Genomic DNA, 18,195 nt, shown 5'->3' with positions numbered 1-18,195 from the left:
CTTATGTTCATAGGTTTTATAAAAATTAGTTGTAATCAACGCTTCTAAATTTGGTTACCACAAGCGCTACATTCAAAATTCACAGTATTAATCACTCTATTTCTTATGCTATTTCCTGACCATATCTAACTTGTTACAATGAATAAAATGAATTGTTTGAATAACAAACTATGAATGAAATGAATAATAATATTGCCTCTCTTGCTCGTATTGACCTGAATTTATTTCGTGTATTTGTGGCAATTTATAGAGAAAAAAATCTAACACGGGCCAGTGAACAACTTTTTCTAAGTCAACCTGCTGTTAGCCATGCATTAGCTCGTTTACGTGATCATTTTAATGACCCATTATTTATTCGAGATGGACACGGTGTTGTTCCATCACCTTTAGCCAAACGTTTATGGCCTAAAATTGAACAGTCATTACAACTTATGCATCAAGCAATTCAAAGCACGCATGACTTTGTACCAGCACGAGATTTAAAGCATCTCACAATTGCTATGAATGATGAGTATGAAGGAATTTTTTTACCCTCTATTATTCAGCACTTAACTCAATTTAATCCTAATTTGCAGTTAAATAGCGTACGCATTGATCGTAAAAACTTAAGACATGAGCTTTCTACGGGGAAAATCGATTTTGCGATTGATGTGCAACATTCGGTTGAAGATAGCATTGGTTATGAATGCCTTACTAAAGATCAATTTGTAGTAATAAGTCGCAAGCAGCATCCTTTATTATCCACAACAAACCTAACCAAAGAAATTTATTTAGAAGCTAAGCACATTACAGTGTCTTCTCGTCCCACAGGTCGTGTTTTTGAAGATTTTTTCTTATCTAAACAAGGTATTAAAAGAACGATTAGTTTCCGCTGCCAACAATATGAAACGGCAATCCGATTAATTACACAAATGGACCATTTACTCACGATTCCTCAATGTCAAATTGCTCATTTTAAAGATGCTTACCCTCAAATTAAGGTGCATCCGCTACCGATAGATATTGTTGGATATCAGATGAATTTATATTGGGATCAGCAAAAGTCCCATGAACACCAAATCGTATGGTGTAAGAGCCAAATATTGCAGCTTATGAATAGTTTATAAAATCATTTCAAAACTGATTCAGAAAGATAATACAGTCATTTAAGTGACCTGTTGGTAATTACCATCATTTAAAAATGCCAATGCTTGCTCAGTTGATCCCTCATTTAAAGGATTATGATGAGGATTAAAATATCGCAAGCAAGCACGTATTATATCGTCAACCTTAGGCACACGGTCTTGTCGAGCTGCTCGGAAATAATCTTTGAAACGAAAACGATGTGGTAATTGTGCATCCTGTTCTACTAGATTTTCTACAGCAATATAAGCCAGAACAATAAATAGCGGGAACGTGAAAGCTGCCGCCCCAACCCGAAGTACATTGCTATTGCTAAAGTATCTAAACATTGCATCGGCTACTTCACGGTGTTCTACCTCTTCAGCTCCATGCCATTGCAATAAACGTAACATTTCTACATCGACAGGTGCTTGTTGTAGCCCATCTGCATTGAGAACCCAATGTCCTAACACTCCAGTCAAATGTTCGGCGGCAGCCACCATGGCTAATCGGGTCGTTAACCACAATGACTTTAAGCGTGGGTGCTTCAATTCATAGCCTAATGGTTTTGGGCCAATCATGTCATTAAATATCCAATTCATCATCTTGGTATAACGACTTAAATCAATACCTAAAGCCTCTATATGCCTAGTTCCGAGAGTATGTCCATAACTATGAGCACCCTCTTGTTTAATGAAAGCAATTGCTGCCTCTTTAAGTTTTTCATCTTTAATATAAGGCAATGCATCTCTAAATGTCTGACAAAACCAACGTTCAGGTGCAGGTGTAATCGGGTTAATTGAATTTAATATTTGAGAAACAATTGGATCGTCATAAATCCAATGCGTTGGCGTTTCAGTAAAATTAAATACAGGACGCCGCGGAACAATCACATGGTTTTGTCTGATTAAACTATTCATGATTACAATTCCTTATATTTCAAAAGGGCTTACCATTAATCCTGAGTCAAAATGTTAAAGCCCATACGTGGACCAAAGGCAATTAATGTTCGCACTAAGCCCTTAATCGCTTTGGGTTGTTGCCCACTGCTAATACGGCGAAATTGCGAAGCATGCCAAGCTAGTTGCAAATAGGCATCTACTGGTTTGTATCCAATGGCTGGAATTTTTGCTGGTTTTAATACCGATTTTCCGGCTAACAGTTGTTTTGCTAAATCTGGCTGTACTGCAAAAGGCCGAGCCAATCCAACCAAATCGACCGTTCCATTGGCAACAATATGGTTCATAAAATCTACATCACGCAGTCCACCTGTTAACATCAGTGGTAATTTGCTTTGTTTGCGAAGTGCGGTGGCATAGTCAATAAAATATGCATCACGCTGAGCAGAACGATCTGGTGCATAGCCTAATTGCGCAGGAGATTCATAATTCCCGCCTGAAATCTCTAATAGGTCGATCCCTTCTGCTTCTAAAGCTAATGCAATTTGTAGAGACTCTTCCTGACTTAAGCCGCCCTTTTGAAAATCGGCAGAGTTGAGTTTTACACTTAATATTTTGTCTTTGCCTATTGCAGCTCGTACAGCTCGAACCGTTTCAATCAACATACGGCGTCGATTTTCAGGACTTCCTCCCCACCCATCTGTCCGAACGTTAGCCAAAGGTGATAAAAATTGCGAGAGTAAATAGCCATGCGCTGCATGTACCTGCACGCCATCAAAGCCAGCTTTAACAGCAAGCGCAGCAGTTGTAGCAAATCGATTGATCTGCTCATATATTTCCGGTTCGGTCATCGCACGTGGAATGCGAAGAATATTCATGGCAGGTAAATCAAGACCGACTGCTGATGGTGCTATGGGCTTTTTTAAAAGTGGCAAGACAGCAACACGGCCCGGATGGTTAATTTGCATGATGATTTTGCTACCATTGGCCTTAGCCGCCTGAGCCCATAACTTATTTGCTTGTAAAAATTGCTCATCTTGTAAAACAACATTTCGGGGCTCAACAAAGGCGCGATGATCAATCATCACGTTGCCAGTAATTAATAACCCAGTGCCACCCCTCGCCCATGCTGCATAGAGTTGCTGTAAGTCAGTGGTGGGCGAACCATGTCGATCTGCTAATTGTTCACTCATGGCCGACTTTGCAATACGGTTGGGTATGGTTATGCCGCACGCCAATTCTAATGGTTGCTGTAACGGAGAATTTGTAAATGTAGACTGTGCCATGATAATTATTCCTAAAATTGTTTGTTCTTTGGGTGCTACATAAACATCAGCTTTTGATCAATTCAGCAGCTCTTCATTGAAATATTGCTTTTTTAATAAGTTCATCATGTCCCGATTGTCATGCTTCCAAGGATGAAAATCTGCGGAGAAAAAGTCGAGATAGTGTTTGCCAATCCGTCTAACTAGACCTTGTTTTCCAAGCAAATAACGGAAACCTTGATAAAGTTCTTTTAAGTCTCTTTGTTTTCCAGAAGCTCGTAAAAGTTCGGTTGTTCCTCTGCTGGTAATGATAAGAAAAGAAAGCGTAGTTTCTAACATCACCAGCCGTAAGAAATAAGGTCTATTGACCAACGACTGGTACACATCAAAAGCCACAGCTTTATGTTCTGTTTCTTCAATCGCATGCCATGCCCAGATTTTCCTTACATGGGTATTAAATAGCTCTAAATCTTGGGGTGCGGTACTAATGAAATAGTCAGCTAAAATTGCTGTGAGGTGTTCCATACATACCGTGCAAGCTAACTGATGTTCTAAAGAAAACCGTTGCTGCAACATGCGGTTCATCTTTTTAAAGCGTTTATAAATGCGTGCAACTGGGTAACCTTTTTTAAGCATCATGGCATTAAGTGCATCATGCTCTTTACCGTGATGCGCTTCTTGGCCAATAAAAGCTCGGACTTGTTTAAGCAAAATAGGATCGCTAATTTTGTCCTGATAATTCCGCACACTATGAATAAATTGACGTTCACCATCTGGAAAAGCACTCGATAATGCAGTCAATAACATCGTAAGCAAGGCATTATTATTGAACCAGAACTCTGGAATTTCATCTGGAAAGGCAAAGTCCATTACTCTTACAGGAATATCAATTGAAGCTGAGATTTTAGAAAAATCTTGTATTTTTTTTGATTGAAAGAGCGCATTCATATTTATTCTCCAGTTATAAAACACGAGGATTAAACTGACGCAATAAAAATAATGGCGTACGTAAACGAGGTATTTGAATTGGAGGAATTACCCCACCTGACAAATCAACTCGATGCAGTCTTGCTTCAATGACATTACCTAGTCCCATCTCATGTAAAGGGTCATTTTCAGTACCCGTAAAACGTAGGTTCATTTCTACACGACGGATTTCAAGTGGGTGTTCTTTCGGGGTAAATCGAACTTCACGAGGTAAACCAATCCCCAATCCACCTGTAATATTTCGATGTGGTAAACCTAAAATTGGAGGCGCATCATGAATGACTTCACCCAGCTTGGCTTCCATTTCAATGAGTGTTGTACCGCGGCGTGAGGCATTGCTAACAATACGTTTTCCGTCATTTTCCCAGCTAATCTCACCCATCTTTTTAGGGTAGCCCAGCAACTCACGTCCAATAATCATGGCGCGATCATCATCCAAAATCATCCAAGGGCAAAAGATTCCTGTTTTATTGCCTACTTTAATATGAACGAATAAACCCGCTTCATGGTAAGCACCCGTATAGACATTTTCTGGGAAATAAGCACAGAACAAATCAGCTCTGGCAGGTTGAACCAGTGTCATTCCAGACGGTAACCAACGAGCCATCGCTTTTTCATCGACTTCAACAACAGCCGTCAAATACTGAGCATTGTGATACAGCTTATTACCAAGATTGGCTAAGCCAAGTGGAACACTTAAATCATTGATGAGTTGTCTCATGATTTTAATCTCGAAAATACTTGTTTCAGAATTGGGAGCAAAATAATGCGCGGGGTATAACGTCCCCCAAAAGTTTGCGCCTGTGCAATAAAACCGGGAATCACAATACGGCGATTGCAATCCATACCTTGAATCGCTTCTTTCGCTACTCGTTCTGCCGTCACCCAAACAAAATTTCCACCGACTCCATCAATTTTGGTGATACCCGCAACTTCATTAAAACCTGTTTTAGTAGGCCCTGGAGCAAGTAAAGTACAGGTCACTCCTGTACCAATTAGTTCGCTATGTAAAGACTCTGCAAATGAGTTTGCAAATGCTTTAGTTGCCGCGTATGTGGCATTTGCTGGAGTCGGTTGATGACCAGAAGTAGAACCTACTATCAGTATTGCTCCGGATTTTCGTTTAAGCATTTGTGGCAACACAGCTAAAGTCAGGTCATGAATTGCCACACTATTGACTTCGACTTCTTCGCGCTCTCGATCTGCATCTAACTCTTGAAGTCGTCCAAAAGTTGCGAAACCTGCGTTATTACAAAGAATGGAAACCTCAATAGTCTCTAAATATTGACGAAACTTAGCTCTAGCTTGTCTATCTCCCAAATCACATGGATATAGATCTACGGATATTTGATATTCAGCTTTTAGTTTTTCAGCCAGTGCTTCTAATTTTTCGACACGGCGAGCGACTAAAACTAAGGAATAGCCTCGTAAAGCGAACTGTTTTGCTAACTCTTCACCAATGCCCGATGAAGCACCTGTAATCACAACGCGAGATAAGGCTCGTGGAATAGGTAGACTCATAATTCTTGCTCAAAATAGAATAAATTGATTATTCCGAAGTTTTGACTTGAGCGTGAGATGTAGATCAGACATACTGATAATCATTTTCGGCCATAATAAAAAACAATATGAAAGATCCTTATGGGCTATCCAAAGCCAGCATTCCTATTTCTTATGCTCATTTATTATTAGAAATTATGGTAGACAAAGGATTTTTAGCCCTTGAGATTTTGAAAAAAAGTAAAATTCCCTTAACACTTTTAGACAGATTAGACGCCCGAATTACCCCGATGCAATGGTCTAAACTGGCATGGGAAAGCTTAGTATTGTCAAAAGATTCTGGTTTGGGATATGAGTATGGAATAAAACTGCGCTTAACTGCTCATGGGCCAATGGGATATGCCCTCATGAGTAGTCCAAATCTGCGTCAAGCTATAGAGGTTTCAACACAATTCTTTAATATGCGGTTAAAAGATTATCAGATTGCTCTGCTAGATGAGCATGAATTTTCTATTATTGAAATTAAAGAAACTCACCCTGTTGTCAGCAATCAACCCACCCAAGCCGAAACGCTTAGACGTTTTTTTTATGAGTGTCTAATGATTGGAGTGATTCAAGCTGGTCAATTTTTGAGAGAGCATGATTTTTCTGATATTGAATTATCTGTTGACTGGTCAGAACCTAGCTACCACAAAGCTTATCAACACCTATTGCCTACTATTCATTTTAATCAACCAACCAATCAAATTCGGTATAAAAAACAGCTTTTAGATTTACCTATTAAAATGGCGGATCCGATTGCTTTCAAACAAGCTCTAGCCCAATGTGAAGCTGAACAACTCCGCTTTTCCGAACAAATTAAAGATATATGCCTGACCGTAAAAGCAGAGTTAAATTTAAACCCACAAGTCGGTTACCCTACATTTGATGAAATTGCGAATCGCTTAAACATGTCTAGCCGAACATTACGGCGCCATTTAAGCCAAGTCGGTTCTTCATATCTGCATCTATTAGAAGAAGTGCAACAAAAAGAAGCTGAAAACTTACTACTCAATAGTGATATGGAAATACAAGAAATAGCTCTTTATTTAGGCTATATACAACCCACAAATTTCACTCGTGCATTTAAGAAATGGACAGGTCAAACACCGATTACATTTAGAAAGAATCAATAATGTTGATCAAACAAAATATCTCTTGCTGTCTTAATATTTTTATGTATGATTGAGTAATCACTCAATTAATATTTTTGTATATGGCTCGTCCTCGTAGTGAAGATAAACGTAATGCAATTTTAAGTGCTGCTATCGAAACATTGGCAGAGCTTGGCGAGCGTGCGTCTACCTCAAAAATTGCCAAAGTTGCTGGCGTGGCAGAAGGTACTTTATTTACCTATTTTAGTAATAAAGAAGAACTGCTGAACCAGTTATATCTTTCGCTAAAGGCCGAACTGCGTCAGGTGATGATGCTTAGTTACCCGACTAACGCTAACCTGCAAACACAAATGTCGCATATCTGGCAAAGCTATTTGGACTGGAGTTTAGAAGCTCCCCTTAAACGTAAAGTCATGGCGCAGCTTTCAACATCGGAACAAATTACTGAGCAAAGTAAACAAATTGGTATGCAAACTTTTTGTGACCTCACCCAAAACATTCAAGAACGTATTAACGATGGCAAGTTAAGAGACTATCCGCCGTTATTTATTGCTTCAATTTTAGGTGCGCTTGCCGAAGTTACACTCAATTTTATTGCCCAAGACCCTTCTCAAGCCGAGCGTTATCGCAAATCTGGTTTTGAAGCGTTTTGGCATGCAGTTTCAATATAGATAAAAGTAAGGATGCTCGGCGTCCTTATTTTTGAATGAATTAATGAGTGAGTAAATACTCATTTAAATAAATCATAATAAGCACTTAGCCCAAGTTCTTATTTGTACATATAGGTTTGTTCCAATAAGGAAAAATAAAATGACTATTTCAAACACAACAGACTTGCCTACTCCCTTAATGCCATCACAGCAACACAATGGCAAATTTAGAAATACACGTCCGAACCAACACCAGCCTTCGTTTGGCAAAACGCTTCAACTCATGTGGAAGTTTCTATTTAACAAACCTAAAGATACCGTTCCAAACAAAGCAATTCCTGTTTTAAGTTTGTCGAAAGAGCAGTTATTAAGTGCACCCGATCGCTCTCTATTTCGTTTGGGCCACTCAACTATCTTACTAAAACTGCAAAATGAATTTTGGTTAACCGACCCAGTTTTTTCAGAGCGTGCATCACCTTTTCAGTGGCTTGGACCAAAACGTTTCCACCAACCACCAATTAGTATTGCTGACTTACCGCCCATTAAAGGCGTGATTTTGTCGCATAACCACTACGACCACCTCGACTACCATGCAGTGATGCAGCTTAACGATAAAGTTGAGCATTTCTTAACACCACTTGGTGTGGGTGACACACTCATTAAATGGGGAATTCCAGCAGAAAAAGTTCAACAACTTGATTGGTGGGATACTACCCATGTAGATGGACTAAAATTGGTGGCTACCCCTGCTCATCATTTTTCAGGCCGTGGTATGGGCGATAGTAATGCGACCCTTTGGGCTTCGTGGGTGATTATTGATAATGACTTACGTGTATTTTTTAGCGGTGACACAGGCTATTTTGATGGATTTAAAGAGATTGGACATCGTTATGGCCCCTTCGATCTAACCATGTTAGAAACTGGTGCTTATGACCCAGAATGGCCTGATGTTCACATGCAGCCAGAGCAAACTTTACAAGCACATATCGATTTAAAAGGTCATCATTTGTTGCCTGTACACAACGGTACTTTTGACTTGGCGCTTCATGCTTGGGACGACCCGTTTGAACGTATTGTCGGTTTAGCTAAAGAAAATAATTTAGCCATTAGCACACCGCAAATGGGTGAACTCTTGAATCTTAATGAACCACATGTCGAAAATTATTGGTGGCGTTCGTAAGTTTGAAGAAATTATTTGGAGAGTAAAAGAATGCTTTTGCTCTCCAATCTTAATATTTTAACTTGTCTTATGTGCCTTCCAAGGAAACTTAATTGTGCATAAAACAAAAACCAGAAATAAAAATTGAGAAATATACATATAATTCAGCAAGTCTCGGCCCACTTTTAATGTAATCCAAGTGTTGTGAATGACATCACTAAATATAATGAGAAAAGTTAGAATTAAGCCGATACGAGGTCTATAAAATAGAAGAATTGCTGCAAGTGGATCAATAAACGTTAAAGATGTCCAATAAATACAGGTAAATAGTGGTGCATTGTTATAGTCCCAAAACAAACCGTGCATTAGAACTGTTTGTAAATGATTGAACCCTGCACCGATAAGACAAAGTGCATAAATACATCTAATAATAAATTCAATTTTCAAAACAACTCTCTTATTCATTCATCGTGCTATGTAAAAACTATTTTTATTTAAATAGGATGTTTTAAATACATCCACATAAAACAATATATTAAAATTAATTATAATCTTTTAAGTAGTACCTTTATGCCCAGTTTTTAATTTATTTTAAGCTGAGTAAAGAAAATGTAGTGGAGTTAACCACCACATTTTCAAACATAAGAAGTTAAACATTTAAAGCTTCTATAATCGCTAAAGCCGTCTTTCTAGCTGAAAACGGGTTTTGACCAGTAATTAACTTGCCGTCTTGAACAACATGTGGTGCAAAGGGAATAAAAGCTTTCTCGTAATGAGCGCCGTATTCTTTCGCTAACTCTTCGGCATTGTACGGCACTTTTTTTGCCACTCCGGCCAAGACCTCTTCACTCCAAGCAAAGCCTGTTAACTTCTTATCTTTTATCAGTCGCTCGCCATTTGAAAGTCTTACATTGAGCAAGCCACAATATCCGTGACAAACACTCGAAACGATGCCGCCATTTTCATAAATATTTTTGGTGATTTCTTGAAGTTCAGGGTTATCTAAAAAATCCCACATCACACCGTGACCACCTGTGTAATAGATTACGTCATAATCTTGCCAATGAATATCGGAAGGCTTAAATGTATTTGCTAGCAGCATAATAAAAGATTGATCTTTTTCTCGGTCTTTAACAGACTTATCTGCAACTAAAGGCAAAAGTGACTTAGGTTCAATTGGAGTTTTACCGCCATTTGGGCTAACAATATCTTGTATGTAACCTTGCTTTTCAAATTCATCATAGGCATGGGTGAGTTCGCCTAACCACAGCCCTGTTGGTTCATCTACATCCTTATAGCGTGAAACATTGGTGACGACGTGTAATATGCGTTTAGACATTTTCTCACCTCATTTTTCATATTTATAATTCTATTCTTTCATCTATCAAAGCATATAAAGCTGTTAATGAAAGTGTGTGGTTAGTAAAGTTATGAACCTTGCTTTTACACTACTATAAGTCTAAAGTTAACTTGAATGTCAATAGAGTCTGTGCCATGAATATTAGCGAGTTATCGAAACTAAGCGGCTTAAGCACCCCTACAATTCGTTACTACGAGCAAATCAAACTCTTACCTAAAGCAAAAAGAAAATCGAATGGTTACCGTGAATATACCGATAACGATTTAAAACAACTTTCTCTTATCCAACAAGCCCAGCAAGTTGGTTTTTCTTTAGCAGAAATTAAAGCTTTTTTGCCTTCAAAAGTTGCCACTTGGAACCATGATGCCCTTATTCAAACAATTGAATTAAAAATTCAGGAAATAGAACTTTTAGAACAAAAACTCAAGGTGAGTAAACAAAACTTACGTACCATGATTAATGCCATTAATGACAAACCTGATGAAATTACCTGCGAGCAAAATGCAGAACGGCTCATGACACTTTATTTCGACAAAGCAAAAACACCGTAATTTCTTCGAGACCTATTGACCTTAAAGTGTGCTTTAAACATACGATTGGCTACAGGTGATGAATGAGGACCTGTCATGTTTAAAGTTTGGAATTTTCAGCGTTGGTTAACCATTATTTTTGCCATTTTTTTGACTACACATGTGGTACATGCCGCAGAGTCAGATAAAGCTCAAAGCCTTAACAAAGCAAAGGGAAAAATTTTAGTCGTAATGACCAATCACTCGGCTTACCCTTCTCGTTCGGATAAAACAGGACTTTGGCTAACCGAACTCACTCATTTTTACGATGTGGCTTTAGCTGCTGGCTATGAAATGGATTTTGTAAGTCCTTTAGGTGGTGAAGTACCACTAGATGAACGTAGTTTAAAGTCCATTTACCTAGACAAATCTGCCCGTCAGCATTTAGCCGACCCAGCATTTATGCAGCGGTTAAAAACAACGTTAGGTGCAAGCGCGATTAATCCTTCGCAATACAAAGCCATTTACTATACTGGTGGCCACGGCACCATGTGGGATTTTCCAAACAATAAAGCCTTGCAAAACATTAGCGAACAAATCTATCACGAAGGTGGAGTCGTTTCAGCAGTATGTCACGGCGTAGGCGGTTTATTACCTTTACAGGATGAAAACGGCAAATCCTTAATTGCAGATAGAACCGTGACTGGTTTTGCAAATATTGAAGAAACACTTTCAGGCATTAAGTCTCAAGTTCCTTTTTCTTTACAAAATGGACTTATTGAACGTGGAGCAAAATACAAGGAAGCATTTATTCCGTTTACCTCATATGTGGTTTCAGACGACAGAATTATTACTGGACAAAACCCTCAGTCGAGTAAAGAAATTGCCGAGGCAGTTGTGAAACGTTTAAGTACCATTCAATAAATTGATAAAACATCCATATTGAAAAGCCAATTACAGATTAACTCTCTAATTGGCTTTTCTTTTAAGTAATAACCAGTGGACCAGAACCCGGTAGTTCGGTCACTAGCTTATAACCCATCAATTTTGCAGGTGTGTATGTACCACCCTTAACGGTATTTTTGAGCAAATAATTCACTACAGTCAGTGAACCATTTACCGTAAGGCTATAAGCGTTTTCCGTTTGGATACGGGCGGTTTTGATTTCCCCACGTGAATTTCTTGCTTCACCCCAAACATAGGTGGGTACTTTTGCGCGAAGTTCCTCATTTGGCCCAACAACCGTTTTTTCAATACGCGATTTAATAAACTTCTGTACAGCATTTAGTTTTAATACTGGGCGTAAATAGTTCATCATTTTCGCGCCCATAATCATTTTGGGAAATGCAGGTACAAATACTTCAATGTTTGGAATACCTGTTGTATAGAACGCTGTAGATACGTCTCCCCATGGAACACTCATGGCACTTTTTTTACCGTCACCAAAATCAATGGTACGCACATAATGGGCTAATGGAACGGTGGTAATTTTTCCGTTTTTACGAATTTTTCCGCCTTCGGCCATGCCTTCTGTACTTGTTTTAGCAGTACCCGGTGAAAACCCTGTTCTAGAGTCAAAACCAAGTGCTAAATGGGTCGCATCTGGCAATGCTTCTTTCAGTGCAGCGGCAACACAATCTGTCGGGATCACATCGAAACCGACACCAGGACAAAGCACAACATCGGCTTTTTCAGCTTGACTGTTAAGTGACTGTGCCAATTCAAATACGGCGATTTCACCAGTAATATCTAGATAGTGAGCACCAGCCTTTATACAAGCTTCCATCATGGGTTTTGATGTTGCTGAAAATGGCCCTGCACAGTGCATCACCAATTTAAAGCCTTGGAGTTGTTCACTTACCGCATCTATGTTATCCAGCCCAAAAGCTTTATAGCTGAGTCCCAGCTCTTGAGCTAATGTTTCAACCTTAGCTTTGTTACGACCAGCCAGAGTTGGTTTTAGACCTTGGCGTACAGCTTCACGAGCGATTAACTCGCCCGTGTAGCCATTTGCTCCATAAATTATCCAGTTTGAATCGTTAGGATTTGTCATAACACAACTCACTTATTAAGAAGCAAATGAATAGTCACGCATGCCTTTTTTGTATTGGCGGGTACGGCATGACATCGCTGATTGTTGCAAAATTAAAGCCCAAGCTGGTGAAACATTTGGTTTTGTTTTTTTACCAGAGCTTAAATTACGTAACTGGAATTTGACCACCGCCATATTGGCAAGTGAAGCAAGTGTTTTGTTCTTCCAAGTAATCGGTTTTAATTCAGGAGTAAGATTCTGGCCTTGTTTCCAAGCATTTGGCAAATTAGGTTCAATCGCTAGAGCTGTGGCAATACCGACCATATCTACACCGCTTTCAACTACTTTTTCTGCCACTTGTTTACGGCGTATACCACCTGTCACCATAACAGGCATTTTGGCAACTTTACGAATCTCTTGCGCAAATTCTAAAAAATAAGCTTCACGAGCAAGAGTACGGCCATCACGTGCTTGACCTTGCATGGCAGGTGCTTCATAGCTACCGCCTGAAAGTTCAACCAAATCTACAGCGTGTTCATTTAGCATTTTAACTACTTGTTGAGCATCTTCAGCGCTAAATCCACCGCGTTGGAAATCGGCTGAGTTCAGTTTTACTGCAACAGTAAACGTAGGCGAAACGACTTTACGAACTGCTTCCACAATCTCAATTAAAATACGAGCGCGATTTTCTAAAGAACCACCCCACTGATCTTGGCGTTTATTGCTGAGTGGTGAAAGAAACTGGCTTAATAAGTAACCATGTGCTGCATGAATTTCTACACCAGTAAACCCTGCTTTTTCACCTAAACGCGCCGTGTTTGCAAAACGCTGAATCACCTCGGCAATCATAGATTCAGTCATTTCAATTGGCGTATTAAAGCGATTTGACATTTTGCCAAGATCAAGTGAAATAGCCGATGGCGCCCAAGTCTGCTGACCAAGGTTCGCTTGCATTTGACGCCCCGGATGGTTAATTTGAAGCCAAATCTGAGCGCCTTTTGAACGACCAATTTGTGCCCATTTTTTAAAAGTATCCAGATGCTTTTCATCTTCAAGCACTACGCCGCCCGGTCCAGTCATCGCTCGGCGGTCTACCATCACATTTCCAGTAATAATTAGACCTACGCCACCATTTGCCCAAGCCTGATATAAACGCATTAATTCTTCTGATGGTGCATGATTTAAATCAGCCATATTTTCTTCCATTGCCGCTTTAGCAATACGGTTAAGAACATATGAACTATTTGGGAATACTAATTTTTCGAACACTTTCATTGGAATGACCTCATTCAGAATGGCTTTACTCTAAGATTAAAGCTAACTTTAATGTCAATATCTTTTCTTATTTCTATATTGAATCAATTGAGTTCATTATTTTTATATAAAAAAGAGGCACTCAATGTGCCTCTTTTTAAAAGATTAAAGCTTGAAATTATTCGCGAATAAATGCCAATAAGTCAGCGTTAATCACTTCATGGTTTACAGTTAACATGCCGTGAGAAAAACCTGGGTAGATTTTGAGTTGGCTATTTGGGAGTAACTCAGCAGATTTTACGCCAGAAGTTTTATAAGGTACGATCTGGTCGTCATCGCCATGCAACACCAAAACAGGAATGGTGATTTTCTTTAAATCTTCGGTGAAGTCAGTTTGTGAGAATGCCACAATACCATCGTAATGCGCTTTTGCACTGCCCGTCATACCCTGACGCCACCAGTTAGCAATAATACCTTCAGATGGTTTCGCATTTGGTCGGTTAAAACCATAGAACGGGCCAGATGGAAGATCTCGGAAAAATTGCGCACGGTTTGTGAGAACCTGATTTTGCAGATCATCAAAAACTTCTTTTGGTAAACCTTCAGGATTATTTTCAGTTTTAACCATCAGTGGCGGAACGGCACTCACAAGAACAGCTTTCTTAACATTTTCCTGACCATGACGCGCAATATAGTGAGCTACTTCACCGCCACCTGTTGAGTGGCCAATATGAATTGCATTTTTAATATTCAGATGTTTAACCACTTCTGCAACGTCATCTGCGTAGTGGTCCATATCGTGACCATCCCACACCTGATTTGAACGTCCATGCCCCCGTCTATCATGAGCAACTACACGAAAACCTTCTTTAAGGAAAAAAAGCAACTGTGTGTCCCAATCATCTGAACTTAAAGGCCATCCATGATGAAAAAATAAAACTTGGGCATCACGTGGTCCCCAATCTTTATAGAAAATTTCTACGCCGTCTTTTGTGGTTACATATCCCATCTTTGTTCTCCTGGTGAAAAACTGCTTGTTGATTCGTTATAAAGGATTGAATATTTATACTAATCTTAAAGTTAACTTTAAGGTCAACTATATTAATCATCTTTTAAAAATAAAATTTATATGAAGACGCTCATCAAGTTTGTATCTTTTTAATCTTCAATTGTTTTTATTTTATTTCTTTTAAATGTCAAAGATTTGACATATCAAAATTAAAGCCTTGACTTTAAAGTTAGCTTTAAACTTATAGTGCCCATATTGGCTATTAATTAACACGTCTTAAAATATACAGCATTAGCTACTCGGTCAATTAATGTAAAGGTGAACTCCAATGAATATAAAACAACAATTTACTGAGGTTGAATTTGGGCAACAAAAAGTCAAAGTACCCAAAGGTGGTTATTATGACCGCTTTAGAATGAATCCTGACCTAGACAAAGTGGCTCAAGATCCAGCTGCTGGCAATATCGACTTTTTCCGCAATATTCCTAAAAAAATCGTGGAATCCCGAGTAGGTCCTGTTTGGGCACCCAACTTTTATTATCGTAGTGCAAATGTTCAGTTGTTAATGCTTGCTCCGATTAAGCAAATTAAAGCAAAACTTCCCGCTGCTTTAACGCCGTTACAACCATTTCCGGGCTATGGTTTGGTCGCCGTCACATTCTTTACCTATTCAGTTTGTGACAATGACCCTTATAACGAAGTATCGATTGCGATTATCGTACGTCAACCTAATGCTCGTGGTTCACATATTGCAGAGTTAATGAAATCGATGCGTCAACGTCATTTTTATGCGCATGTTTTAGCTTTGCCTGTTGATACTGAAATCGCCAGAGTCCGTGGTGTATATGGTTACCAACTACCAAAATGGTTAACTAAAATTGATGTCGACATTAATTCAAAAGAAGCTCAAGCCAATATTTTTGATCTTAATGGAAAACTAGATTTAAGTTTAAAAACTGCTGTTCCTACTTTAAAACATGTCGATTCTGAAACACATATTAATAAAGCAACCATGCTACATGTAGTTGATGGGAAGTGGCACCGAACAGACGTTCAATCTAATATTCTTTCTTTTGCGCAAAAGCTTTTTCCAAAGAATGTTCAACTCGAGAAAAATGAGGGGCCTTTAACTACGTTGCTAAATGAATTAGGAGCTTCAAAAATTTTACGCTTAGATGTTATTGAGGATGCTCAGGTGGCCCTTAATTTGCCTACTCCACTATAGGTTTATTATTCGAAATATCAAAAAGAGACCAATTTATGGTCTCTTTTTATTTTTAGATTGCTTTTCTGGTAATTTCACAATTCAGGAGTCATAAAAAATAGCATGTTTAAAAAAATGTAACATCCAAATCTGTGATAAATCAGAGGTTGATATCTCTTCTAGTACTGAGTTTTATACTTTTACGAAAATAGTTAGATGAAAATAATGGTAAATGAAAAGGTTGATTAAACGTCGCTCTCAATCTCCATGCAATAATATATAATTTAAAACAATGATTGGATTTAAAAAACCTATTACAAAATAATGAAAAAACATTTAAATACAATGTATTAAAATAAAAAATGTATACATTACCCTTCAAAAAATCATCTTATTAAACTATCGATTAAATTTAGCTTTGTTTCAATTTTGATATTAATAAGAAAACTTGATAGTAAGGGATATTTACTGTGAATCAGACTCAACATCACACCACGGAAGTTGCAATTTTAGGTGCAGGCCCAGTTGGGTTAACAATTGCAAATTATTTAAGTAAACAAGGTGTACAAGTTACTGTTATTGAACAACTAGACCAACTCATTGATTATCCAAGAGCGATTGGTATTGATGATGAATCATTACGCACGATTCAGTCAGTAGGTTTAATCAAACAAGTTTTACCGCACACTACCCCTAATCATGCTATGCGGTTTTTGACCCCTAAAGGTCGCTGTTTTGCGGATATTCAGCCTATGACTCGCGAATTTGGCTGGCCACGTCGTAATGCATTTATCCAACCCCAAGTTGACCGTGTTTTACTGGAAGGTTTAGAAGCCTATCCAACCACAGAGGTGCGTTTTTCACGTCAATTAAATAGCTTCTCTCAAGACAAAGACCATGTAACGTTAAATTTAACGACTAAAGATCAAAAGCAGGAAACTGTTCAAGCGCAGTATTTAATTGCTTGCGATGGTGGAAATTCATTTGTACGCCGTACACTTAACATTAATTTTGAGGGTGAAACTGCTCCAAACCAATGGATTGTTATTGACCTTGCCAACGATCCACTGGCGACGCCTCATGTATATTTATGCTGTGATCCAGTACGTCCTTATGTATCGGCTGCTTTACCACATGGTATTCGTCGTTTTGAGTTTATGGTAATGCCTGGAGAGACTCAGGAAGAATTGAGTAAACCCGAAAATATTAATCGTTTATTGAGTAAAGTTTTACCTCATACGGACAATATCGAAGTGATACGTCAACGTGTTTATACTCATAATGCACGCATTGCAGATCGTTTTCGTGTAGACCGTATTTTATTAGCTGGAGATGCAGCGCATATTATGCCTGTATGGCAAGGTCAAGGTTACAACAGTGGCATGCGTGATGCTTTTAATCTTGCTTGGAAAATGGCATTAGTCATTAAAAAAATTGCAAAGCCAGAGATTCTAGACAGTTACCAACTAGAAAGAAAAGACCACGCTCAAGCCATGATTAATTTATCTGTTTTGGCAGGACATGTTCTTGCTCCACCAAAGAAATGGCAAGGTGTTGTTCGTGACGGTATTGCTTATGTACTAAATTACATACAACCAATAAAACGTTATTTGTTAGAAATGCGTTTTAAACCCATGCCGAAATATCATCAAGGCATATTGGCACCTTTTCCAGAAAAAAATACACCTGTTGGCAAGATGTTCATCCAGCCTCATGTTCAGCTTGAAAATAAAGACAAAGTTTTACTCGACGAAGTGATTGGTAATAACTTTGCCATTCTTGCTTGGGGAGTAAATCCTACTTGGGGGATCGCACCAAATAGTATGAAAAAATGGGCTAAATTAGGCATTAAATTTATTCAAGTCATACCTGCGGTTCAGTTAGACGCCCCGAATCGATCTTCTGACGAACATGTAATTACCATTGGTGATGTAGACACTGAAATTCGCTCATGGTTTAGCCAAACAAATCAATCTATGGTGATTTTAAGACCTGACCGTTTTATTGCAGGGCTCGCTATTCCTCAAACTGTAAATAGTATAAGTGAAGAGCTGTTCCAAAAAATGTATTTGATCAACTAAATATAATTAAGCCATTCTTTAGAATGGCTTT

General features: G+C 38.6%; 18 protein-coding genes. 8 read left to right on the top strand and 10 right to left on the bottom strand.

Annotated elements, in window-relative coordinates; all coding sequences use genetic code 11:
- The first annotated feature begins 170 nt into the window (after nucleotides 1–170).
- Nucleotides 171–1,106, top strand: coding sequence for a LysR family transcriptional regulator (locus AW165_RS16830; RefSeq protein ID WP_060466496.1), 936 nt, complete (start codon nucleotides 171–173; stop codon nucleotides 1,104–1,106).
- Between the two features lie 39 nt (nucleotides 1,107–1,145).
- On the opposite strand, the gene AW165_RS16825 is transcribed toward AW165_RS16830, so the two are convergent.
- Genes AW165_RS16825 through AW165_RS16805 form a run of 5 tightly spaced genes read right to left on the bottom strand, consistent with a single transcriptional unit; the run spans nucleotide 1,146 to nucleotide 5,773 of the window.
- Complete coding sequence (locus tag AW165_RS16825; protein WP_060466495.1) at nucleotides 1,146–2,021, bottom strand: metal-dependent hydrolase; 876 nt, start codon at nucleotides 2,019–2,021, stop codon at nucleotides 1,146–1,148.
- Between the two features lie 35 nt (nucleotides 2,022–2,056).
- Nucleotides 2,057–3,286: an NADH:flavin oxidoreductase/NADH oxidase family protein gene (locus AW165_RS16820; RefSeq protein WP_060466494.1), complete on the bottom strand. Its 1,230-nt coding sequence runs from the start codon at nucleotides 3,284–3,286 to the stop codon at nucleotides 2,057–2,059.
- A 57-nt stretch (nucleotides 3,287–3,343) separates the two neighbouring features.
- Nucleotides 3,344–4,213, bottom strand: a complete 870-nt coding sequence (locus tag AW165_RS16815; protein ID WP_060466493.1) for a metal-dependent hydrolase — start codon at nucleotides 4,211–4,213, stop codon at nucleotides 3,344–3,346.
- Between the two features lie 13 nt (nucleotides 4,214–4,226).
- Nucleotides 4,227–4,973: an acetoacetate decarboxylase family protein gene (locus AW165_RS16810; protein ID WP_060466492.1), complete on the bottom strand. Its 747-nt coding sequence runs from the start codon at nucleotides 4,971–4,973 to the stop codon at nucleotides 4,227–4,229.
- On the bottom strand, nucleotides 4,970–5,773 hold the full coding sequence (locus AW165_RS16805) for an SDR family NAD(P)-dependent oxidoreductase (protein WP_060466491.1): 804 nt from the start codon (nucleotides 5,771–5,773) through the stop codon (nucleotides 4,970–4,972). Before AW165_RS16805 ends, AW165_RS16810 begins: the two co-directional genes overlap by 4 nt.
- A 107-nt stretch (nucleotides 5,774–5,880) precedes the next feature.
- Here AW165_RS16805 and AW165_RS16800 point away from each other — a divergent pair, with 107 nt between their 5' ends.
- The 3 genes from AW165_RS16800 (at nucleotide 5,881) to AW165_RS16790 (ending at nucleotide 8,736) form a co-directional block, all read left to right on the top strand.
- Nucleotides 5,881–6,927: an AraC family transcriptional regulator gene (locus tag AW165_RS16800; RefSeq protein WP_060466490.1), complete on the top strand. Its 1,047-nt coding sequence runs from the start codon at nucleotides 5,881–5,883 to the stop codon at nucleotides 6,925–6,927.
- Nucleotides 6,928–7,007: 80 nt separating this feature from the next.
- On the top strand, nucleotides 7,008–7,577 hold the full coding sequence (locus AW165_RS16795; RefSeq protein WP_060466489.1) for a TetR/AcrR family transcriptional regulator: 570 nt from the start codon (nucleotides 7,008–7,010) through the stop codon (nucleotides 7,575–7,577).
- A 139-nt stretch (nucleotides 7,578–7,716) separates the two neighbouring features.
- Complete coding sequence (locus tag AW165_RS16790) at nucleotides 7,717–8,736, top strand: MBL fold metallo-hydrolase (RefSeq protein ID WP_060466488.1); 1,020 nt, start codon at nucleotides 7,717–7,719, stop codon at nucleotides 8,734–8,736.
- A 57-nt stretch (nucleotides 8,737–8,793) separates the two neighbouring features.
- On the opposite strand, the gene AW165_RS16785 is transcribed toward AW165_RS16790, so the two are convergent.
- Nucleotides 8,794–9,162, bottom strand: coding sequence for a hypothetical protein (locus tag AW165_RS16785; protein WP_081325743.1), 369 nt, complete (start codon nucleotides 9,160–9,162; stop codon nucleotides 8,794–8,796).
- 202 nt (nucleotides 9,163–9,364) lie between these two features.
- The gene (locus AW165_RS16780; protein WP_060466486.1) at nucleotides 9,365–10,054 is read right to left on the bottom strand and encodes a type 1 glutamine amidotransferase domain-containing protein; all 690 of its coding nucleotides are present in this window, start codon (nucleotides 10,052–10,054) and stop codon (nucleotides 9,365–9,367) included.
- A 155-nt stretch (nucleotides 10,055–10,209) separates the two neighbouring features.
- Between AW165_RS16780 and AW165_RS16775 the strand changes: the two genes are divergently transcribed.
- Both AW165_RS16775 and AW165_RS16770 read left to right on the top strand, forming a co-directional pair.
- Nucleotides 10,210–10,626 (top strand): MerR family transcriptional regulator, encoded by a 417-nt coding sequence (locus AW165_RS16775; RefSeq protein WP_060466485.1) that lies wholly within the window; start codon nucleotides 10,210–10,212, stop codon nucleotides 10,624–10,626.
- 75 nt (nucleotides 10,627–10,701) lie between these two features.
- The gene (locus tag AW165_RS16770; RefSeq protein ID WP_060466484.1) at nucleotides 10,702–11,508 is read left to right on the top strand and encodes a type 1 glutamine amidotransferase domain-containing protein; all 807 of its coding nucleotides are present in this window, start codon (nucleotides 10,702–10,704) and stop codon (nucleotides 11,506–11,508) included.
- A gap of 61 nt (nucleotides 11,509–11,569) precedes the next feature.
- Here the strand turns inward: AW165_RS16770 and AW165_RS16765 are convergent, their stop codons facing one another.
- From AW165_RS16765 to AW165_RS16755, 3 genes are all read right to left on the bottom strand, one after another.
- Nucleotides 11,570–12,637, bottom strand: coding sequence for a saccharopine dehydrogenase family protein (locus AW165_RS16765; protein WP_060466483.1), 1,068 nt, complete (start codon nucleotides 12,635–12,637; stop codon nucleotides 11,570–11,572).
- Between the two features lie 15 nt (nucleotides 12,638–12,652).
- Nucleotides 12,653–13,891 (bottom strand): NADH:flavin oxidoreductase/NADH oxidase family protein, encoded by a 1,239-nt coding sequence (locus AW165_RS16760; RefSeq protein WP_060466482.1) that lies wholly within the window; start codon nucleotides 13,889–13,891, stop codon nucleotides 12,653–12,655.
- Between the two features lie 157 nt (nucleotides 13,892–14,048).
- The gene (locus tag AW165_RS16755; RefSeq protein WP_060466481.1) at nucleotides 14,049–14,879 is read right to left on the bottom strand and encodes an alpha/beta fold hydrolase; all 831 of its coding nucleotides are present in this window, start codon (nucleotides 14,877–14,879) and stop codon (nucleotides 14,049–14,051) included.
- 328 nt (nucleotides 14,880–15,207) lie between these two features.
- On the opposite strand from AW165_RS16755, the gene AW165_RS16750 reads away from it, so the two are divergent.
- Nucleotides 15,208–16,104, top strand: a complete 897-nt coding sequence (locus AW165_RS16750; RefSeq protein WP_060466480.1) for a hypothetical protein — start codon at nucleotides 15,208–15,210, stop codon at nucleotides 16,102–16,104.
- Between the two features lie 449 nt (nucleotides 16,105–16,553).
- Nucleotides 16,554–18,164, top strand: coding sequence for a bifunctional 3-(3-hydroxy-phenyl)propionate/3-hydroxycinnamic acid hydroxylase (locus AW165_RS16745; protein ID WP_060466479.1), 1,611 nt, complete (start codon nucleotides 16,554–16,556; stop codon nucleotides 18,162–18,164).
- The last annotated feature ends 31 nt before the right edge of the window (nucleotides 18,165–18,195 follow it).

Source organism: Acinetobacter sp. LMB-5 (assembly GCF_001541635.1).
GTDB lineage: Bacteria > Pseudomonadota > Gammaproteobacteria > Pseudomonadales > Moraxellaceae > Acinetobacter > Acinetobacter pittii.
Note: the sequence above shows the minus strand (reverse complement) of the source record. Positions and strands in the feature narration are given on the sequence as shown.